This window comes from Sphingobacterium pedocola (genome assembly GCF_015209965.1).
GTDB lineage: Bacteria > Bacteroidota > Bacteroidia > Sphingobacteriales > Sphingobacteriaceae > Sphingobacterium > Sphingobacterium pedocola.
Genome location: NZ_MU158689.1, coordinates 1,370,272 through 1,381,379, shown reverse-complemented (window position 1 = coordinate 1,381,379; position 11,108 = coordinate 1,370,272). Strand labels below are relative to the sequence as shown.

General features: G+C 40.1%; 8 protein-coding genes. 2 read left to right on the top strand and 6 right to left on the bottom strand.

What is annotated here, in order from left to right; genetic code table 11:
* Positions 1-34 precede the first annotated feature (34 nt).
* Positions 35-268, bottom strand: a complete 234-nt coding sequence (locus tag C4F40_RS05815; RefSeq protein ID WP_196938409.1) for a hypothetical protein — start codon at positions 266-268, stop codon at positions 35-37.
* Between the two features lie 142 nt (positions 269-410).
* Between C4F40_RS05815 and C4F40_RS05810 the strand changes: the two genes are divergently transcribed.
* Positions 411-1,637, top strand: coding sequence for an IS256 family transposase (locus C4F40_RS05810; RefSeq protein WP_196937607.1), 1,227 nt, complete (start codon positions 411-413; stop codon positions 1,635-1,637).
* A 10-nt stretch (positions 1,638-1,647) separates the two neighbouring features.
* Here the strand turns inward: C4F40_RS05810 and C4F40_RS05805 are convergent, their stop codons facing one another.
* From C4F40_RS05805 to C4F40_RS05785, 5 genes are read right to left on the bottom strand one after another with little or no spacing between them, the layout of a single operon-like run.
* A complete protein-coding gene (locus tag C4F40_RS05805; protein ID WP_196938408.1) occupies positions 1,648-3,066 on the bottom strand; it encodes a hypothetical protein in 1,419 nt (472 codons plus the stop codon).
* A 16-nt stretch (positions 3,067-3,082) separates the two neighbouring features.
* Positions 3,083-4,705: a TIGR02391 family protein gene (locus C4F40_RS05800; protein WP_196938407.1), complete on the bottom strand. Its 1,623-nt coding sequence runs from the start codon at positions 4,703-4,705 to the stop codon at positions 3,083-3,085.
* 1 nt (position 4,706) lies between these two features.
* Complete coding sequence (locus C4F40_RS05795) at positions 4,707-5,924, bottom strand: HNH endonuclease (protein ID WP_196938406.1); 1,218 nt, start codon at positions 5,922-5,924, stop codon at positions 4,707-4,709.
* Between the two features lie 35 nt (positions 5,925-5,959).
* A complete protein-coding gene (locus C4F40_RS21735; RefSeq protein WP_196938405.1) occupies positions 5,960-6,259 on the bottom strand; it encodes a thermonuclease family protein in 300 nt (99 codons plus the stop codon).
* Positions 6,256-6,723: a hypothetical protein gene (locus C4F40_RS05785; protein WP_196938404.1), complete on the bottom strand. Its 468-nt coding sequence runs from the start codon at positions 6,721-6,723 to the stop codon at positions 6,256-6,258. Before C4F40_RS05785 ends, C4F40_RS21735 begins: the two co-directional genes overlap by 4 nt.
* Positions 6,724-7,673: 950 nt before the next feature.
* On the opposite strand from C4F40_RS05785, the gene C4F40_RS05780 reads away from it, so the two are divergent.
* Positions 7,674-11,105, top strand: a complete 3,432-nt coding sequence (locus C4F40_RS05780; protein ID WP_196938403.1) for a SusC/RagA family TonB-linked outer membrane protein — start codon at positions 7,674-7,676, stop codon at positions 11,103-11,105.
* Positions 11,106-11,108 lie beyond the last annotated feature (3 nt).

Genomic DNA, 11,108 nt, shown 5'->3' with positions numbered 1-11,108 from the left:
GCCCGGAACAAGTACTATTCTGGTTTGATTACTGTTAACCAATTATTACCTTAAATTTAGACAGTTCTATAGTTTGATTATTTGTGTACACGACTTTACTGTCTGGTGGTAGAGGCCTTTTTTGGGGAGACAGCTTTTCTATTTTATTGGTGAAATCTAAAATTGGGTCATCAGAAGGTACAACAAACACGGTATCTGCGGCTTCCTCTATCTGAAACCAAGACGCCCATATAGCACGATCATCAAGTTCCGTATTGGTGAAATGCATATGGTTTCTAGATATTACAAATAGATGAACTTTAGAGATGGATTTTTCACCATTTATTTTTAAAATCTTCAATATGTTAGAGACTGTAAAATAAACTGTGTCAAGAATAATAAAGAGAAGTATTATTTTTGACATAGTAATTATGAGTATTAAGGAAAACGATTTTGATTTTGAGTCCATGAAGGACAAAGCGCTGGAACAGTTACGCAGCGGAGCATCACTTTATGGCAAGAACGGCGCTTTTGCACCTTTGATGAAGAAGTTTTTAGAAGCGGCGTTAGAAGCTGAGATGGAGGGCCATATGGACGAAGTTGAGCGCTCCAGCGGTAACCGGCGTAACGGCAAGTCCAGCAAGCAGATTCGCACCTCCGATGGCACGATCGATATCGACACTCCCCGTGATCGTCGATCTAACTTCGAACCCCAGCTCATTAAGAAACGTGAGACGATTCTAGCCGAGAGCCTGGAGAAGAAGATTTTAGGCATGTATGGCCTTGGTATGAGCCTGCGGGATATATCGAACCACATCAAGGAGATGTACGATACAGACATCAGTCACAGTACGCTTTCTTCCATTACCGATAAGATCATTCCCGAGGTCAAGGAATGGCAGTCAAGAAGCCTTGATTCCCTTTATACGATTGTCTGGATGGATGCGATGCACTACAAGGTGAAAGAAGACCATCGTTTTGTATCGCGGGCTGTATACAATATTCTTGGCGTTGACCGAAACGGTCACAAGCATCTGTTAGGGATGTATGTTTCGGAGAATGAGGGTGCTAACTTTTGGCTAAGCGTACTGACCGATTTACAGAACCGGGGCGTAGAGGATATCTTAATTGCCTGTATCGATAACCTAAAAGGATTTTCAGAAGCGATACAGAGTGTTTTTCCGGATACCGAAGTACAGACCTGTGTAGTGCACCAGATCCGTAACAGCCTCAAGTATGTGGCTAGTAAGGACCAAAAGGAGTTTATGAATGATCTAAAACCTGTCTACCGTGCCGATACATTGGATCTTGCCGGACTGCGGATGGATGAACTTCAGGACAAATGGGGGGAAAAATACCCAGTGGTCATCGACTCCTGGCGGCGTAACTGGGAACGTTTGACCACTTATTTCCGTTACGACAAATCCATCCGAAAATTAATCTATACGACCAATACGATCGAGGGATTCCATCGCCAAGTCCGTAAGGTCACTAAAACCAAAGGTGCCTTCACCTCGGACATGGCGTTATTGAAACTGATCTATTTAGCACATAAAAACATTAAGAAGAAATGGACGATGCCACTGGCCAATTGGGGAACAACGGCACAAAAATTAGCTATTTGGTTTCCCGGAAGAATGGTGTTAGATTTGCAATAAGCAAAATGGTTCAATTACCACCCCGCGGGGTGGTAATTGAACCATTGACACAGTTTGTTTTACACTCCCATAAATTATTATGAGATTCAGTTTTAATCCATCCATCCACCTTGTCAATCCATTCAATTGATTTGGCAATGAGGTTTGATATTCTGCTTCGTCGTTCTTTAATGTTCGTGGTAAAATTGTCTTGCCATTTTAATTGAAAAAGTCCTAAACTATTGGATTTTTTGTCATATACGATAGCGTCAATGTCTGTTAGAATTTTACCATTTGGAGCTTTTAGGACAACATTGTCGTAGATTTTTATAAAATTATCCTGCTTAAATATATCATACAGCTGATTGCGAAATCTAATTTCTCTATTATTTACAGCATTAAAGAAGTCTTCTGGATATCTTCTCTTTAATTCCCGGTTTAAAAAATACACTGGATTTTTTAAACATCCATAAGTAGAGACGATTAATTTATCACCTTTGATTTTGATAAAGGGAGCAGGGATTGGTTTTGGATAGCCTAAATGTGTATCTATATTGTCTTCACTAAGAGTGAAGGAGTCGATTATTTGCTTCACTTTTTGAATAGGAAGGCCTGTTTCTACACAATATTGCTTTATAATGTCCCTTTGTTCCAAAATTTGCGTTAGAATTTTGCGCATCGGGATTGTTCTGTTATGCTTAATTAGTGCAACACAACAGTCTCTATGTATGATGCCAATTTTTTGAACGTAATAAACAAAATCGATAAAATCTTTATAGGTGATGTCTCCAAACTTGTCATCTTCTTCAAAATCATCCAGTGTTACTGTGTTGTTTACCAGCAAAAAAGCAGACTCTGTGTAGAAGTCTAATAATCGAGTTGGCAAGTCGTAAACAATTCCATTTCTTTTACACATGCTTACATACTTGATTAACTCGTTTCGAACTTTAGGAGTTTCTTTTTCCACCAGTTGTAAGCGCCCTTCAAATTTTATGTTCTTTTTGTAATGGTTATATTGTAGGCTTAACAATTCATATTTTTCATGATCATTTTCGAATAATTTGGCAAATCTAAAGCTATTGTCATTTTCTAACGAAATACTCATCAAACCAGCCTTTTCGAAATTCAATGCCTGATTACAAAGTTCAATGCCACCAGCAAGATAAACTACTGAATCCGCCCAGTCAATGATATTCTTCTTTAAGATGTTTTTCGATTTTAGCTCACCAACATACTTTTTATAAAATAATGAAAAGGCATACCCCCACCCGTATTCGTACTTTGCCAATTTTTGAATAGCATCAAGAGACTCATATCCAAAATTAAGCTGGTATTGGTCGTCAATGGTTTTTATAATTTGGATGACAGACGTTAGGTGATCTGCATTTGTACTATTTTCGATTCTTTTTGCTTCAAGCAATAAAAGGCTTTGTAACTTGTTTACTGGCATGATGGGAACATTTTTTTTAAGGGTTAGGCGCATCCTCCAACCGCTTGAACAAATGAGACAATAAACTAAGCATATCTAAACAATCTTTTTCAGAAAAAAGGCCAGAGTCACGTAAATCTCCTATTTCTTCATGAGAAATAGGATTTCTAGCTCCAGATACTATCCCCATGGATAAATACTTTTGACCTTCTTCAATACACTTGTAGGTATCTGCATGAAATTTATTACCATTTGGTTTGTTGAAGGCAGCTGCTACCTGAAGAATTTTTTGATGGCCGAATTCTGTTCCCATCATTCCTCCATCGGTTTGATTTGTGCTTCCCGATTTTTCACGAACTTTGTTGATGTACCTTTTCACCGCTTCAATAAATGCCCGGTAATAATCTTGGCGTTCATAATCTATTCTAGCAGCAGACTTTATTTCTGAGTGTAAGTGTCTCCAATGTAATAAAGGATATTCTGGAGCAATATTGTGTACAGCGTTTAGTAAAGACTCTTGATCCGAACTGCTTAATTCGGAATCATTCATCTTACTAATTATTGTGTCAACCTGCGTTGAGATATAAACTGGGAGAGTCTTTTTCCAGTTGACTATATTGATTCCTGTATTTTCCTGTACTTTTTTTTCTTTTTTCTCCGATCGTTTGTTTCTCCAGTCCTTTTCGATGGCGGTTAAGATATTATGAAGGAACTTTTTTAATGCCAATGATTTTTCATTTTCCCAATCAATAGATTGTCTGTTTGTTGAAATAACATCTTCTGGCCAATCGTCTACGAAGTCTACATCTAGCCATCCAGTTGTATAAGAATAGAAGTGACTGGATTCTGCTTTACCAAAAAACTCTGGAGAGTTGATCATTCTTCCATTCGCGAATAAGGTTACTCCTCTTAACTCAGGTTTAATCGGTTTTTCTGTCGTTATGATACTTCCTCTTATACTTCCTTTGTATTCATATGGCTCATTAGATATTTTTAATATATCTTCTTTAGACCATTCAAATTCGGGAGTTATATTTTCATATTTGAGTTTATTGTCAATTTTGATCGTTTCTTTGTCGTCAAGAGAAATTAGAAGCTCGAAGTCATCCGCTCTGAAGTTGAACAACCTTGCTAAGCTGGAACTATAAGAACTTAATGAGAAGGTTGATTTATGTTTGAGTTCTTTGAGTGTGATTGTTGTGCCGGAAGCTTTTTCTGTTTCTCTTATCTCAAAAGTTGGTTTGTATTCTCCATCAGAATTTAATATTTGATCATAATTCATTGTAAAGGATACTTCGACGTGATCCTGTGCCGTAGATATTTCGACAGTATTTCCCAAGCCAAATAGGGCGAGTTTACCTAGACCTTTTTTTCCCGTTGGATTTCTATTACAATTATTAATTTGATTTTCTTTTCTTCTATTCCTTCCGATTCGTAGAAAATTGTTATTTATCTCATTGAACGACATGCCGATCCCATTGTCTTCTATTACTATTCTCTTCTGGGGATTATTGTAAAGCTTGACGTGAACCAATTTCGCGCAAGCATCATAGGAATTAGCTACAAGTTCAGCTATTGCAGGCGGAATGTGGGAATACATTTTCACACCTAAATGCTCAATAGTATTGGGTTCAAATTTTAACTTTAGTTCGTTTTCCATGTTACAGGTTTTTAAGAATAATTGATTCAAAAATATTGAAATGTAAAGCCAAAGCTTCTTTGTTAGGTTTATTTAATATGTCGTTAAATAAAATGGTACCATCATACAGTGCATACTCATTTTTCACCCTTGGATGAAAGTGGACAAAAAACTTTTCAGGATCAATAGTAACCAGATTAAGGTCAAAAAGCGTGTGTATATCTGCCCGTAACAATAATCCATTAGACGGATGATTATCATTTTTGCCTTTGTAAGGTCTAATATGCGCAGCTTCAAGAATATCAATTATTTTGCACCCGGTTATTACACAAGTATTGTCAAATCTCTCTAACAGTTTCTTCCGAAAATCCTGCTGCCCCCTCCGCAGTTTTATAGCTCTTAAAGCTATTTCTCGTTCATCTTGGTTATTTGCTTTGTACGGTTCCTCGTCCTCTTTGGTATAACCTTGATCAGGAGCTAAGCCCGAATATGTAGATTTGTCAATACTCAGTTTTTCCTCTATGGTTCGGAATAAAGATAGTGCGCTAATATCAAGCCGTTGCATGGACATGTTTTGATTATATCCTTTTATATAAAAAGGCCGTAATTGCTTCAAGTCGTTGTTAAGTTTTTCGATAGAAAAATATGAGTTGAAATTAGCTCGGTATTTGGTAACAGCTTTGATTTCCTCAACAGGGATTTCGAATTCATGACCTTTATTGCATCGATATGCTGGCTTTTTAGTCTTTCTTTTATCAATGGTTGTGCTTGGGCATTCAGGGCAACGACGTACCGTCTTTTTTCCTTTGGAAGCTTCTACACTATCAATTCGAGCGAAACCGAGTATTTTTTCTTTGTCTATGAGTATGGCTAGATCACCTCCGACGATTTGCTTAGAATTCGGAACTAGGTTATCATAATTGTAGTATTCTGATAGGCTATCTTCGTAACTATCGACAGTCTGAGAAGCTTTATTATCTTCATGTACCGTTTTTAGAACCCAGAGGTTTTGAAAATTTCTCTTTAATTTAAATGTAAAGGGAGAGGGGCCCATCGTTTCTATCTTTTTTCCGTTATCATCTCTAATAGCTCTTCGAATTTGATTTGTTGTAATCGCTTTATCTGTCTTGCGCGGTCTAGAAATGTCTTCGGATACCAGTTTATCCTTGATCTCTCTGGCGCTTAACGGTTTTTCAGTATCACCTAGTATTTTAATTACATTATCAAGGATATATTGCATAACAAAATTTAATATTAATACTGTCCGTTAATCGGTTACGAACCGCAATCAGGTAACAATAATACTGTCCGTCCGTATCTATCAATATCCTTTACCTCTACTGTGACAATCTTAGAGAAACATAAGTCTGAAGTGAATCGTTTTGCTATGTTTGCGAAATCTTGTCCGTTCTCAGGACAATCTATACCGTACAATCTTATTCGTACTTGTGTATTTGTTGAATCCAGTAAAGTGATTGTATCTCCGTCCGCGATACGTATAACCCGCCCCTCAATGTTTTGCGAAATACAGAAGAGTGGTATAAAGAGGAGAAAACAGATTAATTGATATTTCATACTGTGATCTTTCCAAATGTATTTTCATAAGTTGCTAAAAGATCAAAATTCATCCCATCGCAAAAGTTGATTACCTCTAACGCTGTAGCTCTATTTGTCTTTGGATTTTTGAACTTAGATATTTTGTTTTTCGGCATTCCGATACTTTTTTCCAATTGTTGTTTAGATTGAGTATATGTTAGAAACAGTCTTGCGCTTGGAGATAAATTCTTGAACTGCTCAATGAGAAGTCCTTTCTTTCGATTCGGAAAAATCTCTGAGACAGCTTCATCAAACTTACTATTGGGAATGCCTGCATAAAAATTGGCTAAATACAATAGCGGGAAAAATTCATCGGCATATGGTTTAGCTGTTTCATCGTTGCACAAATCATTCATCCGGGGCCCCTTTATTTTAGCAGCAGTGGCTATTTTCGATTTGTTGGCGTTTAATTTATTTAGGTATTCACCTATTGGAGTTAGCATAATTGAATTCTTTTGCAGATTTATGGTTGATATATTTCCATATATCACATATTTATTCTATTTTTGTTTAATTGATAGCGAAACGGAATAGAGACATAGTCTTTACCGTAACGGTGTTGCTCATGAACGAAAACGACCAAATTCCACATGAGATGACCGTGAGTTCGCCATTTCTATTAGATTTTTATATCTTCGTGATATAGTCTAATAGGGCGGACTTCATGTTAGTCTTTTGTGGACATAATCCTTTGGATTATGGGTTCTTGGTCGTACCGTGTTCAAAAGCTTTGAGGTTCGCCCTATTGGTATTTTACCAATTTGTTTTCCTTCCTAGCTTCTGGGTTACATCGTTCACATAAATTTTAAATTATGATGATACGATTAAAAACATCCAAGCAAAACCATCCAGCCTCGATCAACGATCGTTGCCGACGGTTTTCCCGTAAACTTCTGTTAAAGAACTTAATTCGCGCGCCTGCCTGATTAAGTCAATAAAAACACAGGTAACAGGGGATAGGAGCACGTAATGCCCGCAAACGCAAGGGGTATTACCAGTCAATACAGCATAATATTGCTTCTCCTAGTCCCGCTATTGCCTGTTTACCGATCTTTCTATATTATCTGTAACTAATCGTTTGCAGAGGTTTTTGGAATCAGTTTTCTATTATAAATTTTTACCGAAATAAAAATAGGGTATTTTTTCCTTAACAGCAAATGATTTGAAAAAACATTTTGTTGTTTTTCAATAATTAGAAGATCGGTATTTTCCATATTTCCGTGAATGGCGTAACAAAGAACCGTTGAAACCTGTTATGAAAAGTTTGCAAGCGCATTCGGAAAGTAAAATAATTTTATTTTTTAATCTGCAAAGGTTGGGTAGGATTTAGGTAGAAGGAGATAGGGGTTAGGTGGCATAGTACTGGCAACCTTTGCATTAAGCAATTAAAAGAATGCGAAAATTACGCAAAGGGGAGAGGTATGCGCTATGGCGAGGCCTTGCGGATAACCTTAATAAATATATAAAAAGATCGCTTCTTCGCTGTGCTCATCGCGATGACGTCGAGAGCGGAAGAAGTGAGCAGGTAAAAGTTGATTTATCGAAATCTTATCGGCCTTTCAAGGCTATCTATAAAGGAAATTATAACAGCAGTAGAACATTGTTCTCGCTGCTCATGGTCTGGTTTGTTGTGTTGTTTAGTGATGCCCAGGCGCAGTCGGGTCGTATTCTCGGAGGGGAAATACGCTCGGCTGCCGACGGGCAGATGTTAGAAGGCGTATCGGTATATACCGAGAATGGGGAGAAGACCAGTACCGACAAAGAAGGTACATTCAGTTTGCGCGTGTCAGCTATCAAGGGTACGGTACATATAAAACATATCGGATTTGCGCCACAAAGTATCGCTTATGATGAAACAACTACTTTATTGGAAATAGAACTTGTCCCGTCTGAAAATCAGATCGATGAAGTAGAGGTGGTGAGTACAGGATATCAGACCATTCCGAAAGAACGTGCAACAGGTAGTTTTGAGTTTGTAGACAACAAACGGCTCAATCAGACCATCAGTGGCAATATCATCGATAGGTTGGAGCATCAGGTACCAGGCCTATTGCTCGACCGTAATGACAATGCACCCGACAAGTTCCTGATCCGTGGCCGCTCAAGCATATTTGCGGAGGTGCAGCCGCTGATCGTGTTAGACGGCTTTCCATACGATGGCGATCTGGCCAATATCAACCCCAACGAAATTGAAAATGTAAGCGTATTGAAGGATGCTGCTGCCGCATCCATCTGGGGTGCGCGGGCCGGAAACGGAGTAATCGTCATCACAACCAAACGGGGCAAAACGGGCACACCATCGATTTCCTTCAATGCCATCACAGGCCTATCGGAAAAACCGAGCTACAGTACCTTCTCACAGATATCGAGTGCCGATTATATCGAACTGGAGCGTTGGCTCTTTGAAAAGGATCACTACGCTAATGACGAGCAGTACCACGAGTGGAACTATGGTCATCCGCCGTTCACACCGGTGGTGGAGCTGTTGCGTAAACAGCGTGATGGGATACTATCTGCTGATGAAGTCGAGCGGGAAATAGATCGGTTCAAAGGCTATGATGTACGGCAGGATATCCTACGTGACCTTTATCAAACAGGGAGCCGCCAGCAGTATGCACTGCAGATCGGGCAGAAAACAGAGCGATCTAGCTATCTTTTTTCTACTGGCTACGACCAGAACCGAGGCAATTTAGTAGGGAACGGCGACAGAAGACTGAATCTGCGGGTCAACCTAGAATCGGAGGTCTTCAAAAATATTCGGATCAGCAATGCACTGGCCTATACCAACTCGCTACAGTTCTTTGGCAACAATGCCGGCTTCCGTTTGGGCGGTACGGCTCCCTTCGCAAATGGCGGGGGTAAGCAGGCCTATCCCTATGCACGGCTAAGGGATAATAATGGCGACCCGGCTTACCTATACCTAGATAACAATGAGCAATATGTGCGGGATATGCAGGCCATCGGACTCGACTGGTCGTACAATCCAATTGAAGAGATTGATCGGCAGCGAACGGAAAACAGGGTAGGAGATCTCCTGTTAAATACGGGTATCATCGCTACACCGATAAAGGGGTTGAACCTGAGCGTACGCTATCAATTTGAAGATCAGATTACTGAAAATGGAACGATTTTCAAGCCCGATTCGTATTATGCACGGTCGTATTCCAATTCTTTTGCGCAGAAAGACGCCAATGCACAGCTCAGTTATCCGGTACCGCAAAACGGTATTTGGGATACCAATGGAGCTCGCCGTCGCGTGCATCAGGGCAGGGCACAGGCTGATTGGACCAAGCGGTGGGCAAGCAGTCACGATATATCGTTGATGGGGGGATGGGAAATCCGCAACAGCGTGACGACAGAAAATACCGACAGGCGATACGGGTATAGCGAGGAGTTTTACGGGATCAATCCGATCATCGACTATAAAACGGAGTACGTGCTGTACAATAATGAATTTATGAAGCAACAGATTGTGAACAATAAGTCTGTGGGTAAATACACCGATAATTTTCTGTCCATGTACTTTAACGGCTCGTACAGTTTTAAGGATCGCTATATCGCGACCTTTAGCGCCCGTAAAGATGAAGCCAATCTCTTCGGCGTAAATACCAACGAAAAAGGTACTCCGCTATGGTCTTCAGGTCTACGATGGAAATTATCGGAAGAACCATTCTATAAACTGTCTTGGCTACCCTCGCTTTCGCTACGGGCCACTTACGGTCAGGCGGGCAATATCTCACGTAATGCTTCGGCGCTGGCCGTTATTACACTGTTCAACAATTCATATACTACGCCGCTTCCTTCAGCATCATTGGATATGTTGCCCAACGCTATGTTACGATGGGAGAAGGTGAACACATTGAATGTGGCACTGGACTTTGCCATATCCAACAATAGGCTATCGGGCTCAGTAGAATACTTCGATAAGCTATCTAAGGATTTGATGGGCACGTCTCCAATGGATCCAACACTCGGTAGGAGCAGTTTCTTCGGAAACGTCGCGGAGATGCGGGCCAAAGGGGTCGACCTTCGACTGAATGCGATACTTGTTGATCAAAAATGGAAATGGACAGCTTCATTAATAGGTGGATATTCCAATCCAAGGGTCACCGCGTATTTTATGCCAGTTAGTCCCAAAGGAAATACATATGTTGTACGTAGCGGCAATTCGGTGTCACCGGTGGTCGGTAACCCGGTATTTGGGTTATACAGTTTTCCATGGAAAGGATTGGATCCGACTCACGGTAGTCCTTTACTTATGTATGAAGGGGAGGAAAGTAATGATTATGTCAATGTATATACAAATACAGCGCTGGAAGATATGGTCTTCCATGGTTCTGCACAGCCTACTGCATACGGCTCGCTGCACAACAGATTTTCATATAGGGGACTGGAGCTCTCTTTTATGATCAGTTATAAGACAGGATACTATTTCAGGAGACCAGCGCTCAGCTATGCCAACCTCTTTTCTTCCTGGTCCGGCCATGGCGAGTACGCTGATCGATGGCAAAAGCCGGGTGATGAGGAATATACAAACGTTCCATCAATGGTCTATCCGTTCAATTCCTACCGGGAATCACTATATCAATATGGGTCGGTCAATGTATTGCGCGGCGAGCATATCCGATTGGAAAATGTACGTTTAAATTACGATGTTCCGTTGAACGGCTTAATCCGCAACTATGTCAAACAGCTAAATGCGTTTATGTTTCTGCAGAACATGCCTTTAGTATGGCTTCGCAATAAGGATGGAATCGATCCCTACTTTAACCAACGCTTGCGTGACGGCATGCAATGGTCATTTGGTTTAAACTTTACACTATAATAG

Bases quoted from the DNA above. Each gene is read 5' to 3' on its own strand.
- C4F40_RS21735 (WP_196938405.1), bottom strand. From the start codon at position 6,259: ATGAAATATCAATTAATCTGTTTTCTCCTCTTTATACCACTCTTCTGT.
- C4F40_RS05795 (WP_196938406.1), bottom strand. From the start codon at position 5,924: ATGCAATATATCCTTGATAATGTAATTAAAATACTAGGTGATACTGAA.
- C4F40_RS05800 (WP_196938407.1), bottom strand. From the start codon at position 4,705: ATGGAAAACGAACTAAAGTTAAAATTTGAACCCAATACTATTGAGCAT.
- C4F40_RS05785 (WP_196938404.1), bottom strand. From the start codon at position 6,723: ATGCTAACTCCAATAGGTGAATACCTAAATAAATTAAACGCCAACAAA.
- C4F40_RS05815 (WP_196938409.1), bottom strand. From the start codon at position 268: ATGCATTTCACCAATACGGAACTTGATGATCGTGCTATATGGGCGTCT.
- C4F40_RS05780 (WP_196938403.1), top strand. From the start codon at position 7,674: ATGCGAAAATTACGCAAAGGGGAGAGGTATGCGCTATGGCGAGGCCTT.
- C4F40_RS05810 (WP_196937607.1), top strand. From the start codon at position 411: ATGAGTATTAAGGAAAACGATTTTGATTTTGAGTCCATGAAGGACAAA.
- C4F40_RS05805 (WP_196938408.1), bottom strand. From the start codon at position 3,066: ATGCCAGTAAACAAGTTACAAAGCCTTTTATTGCTTGAAGCAAAAAGA.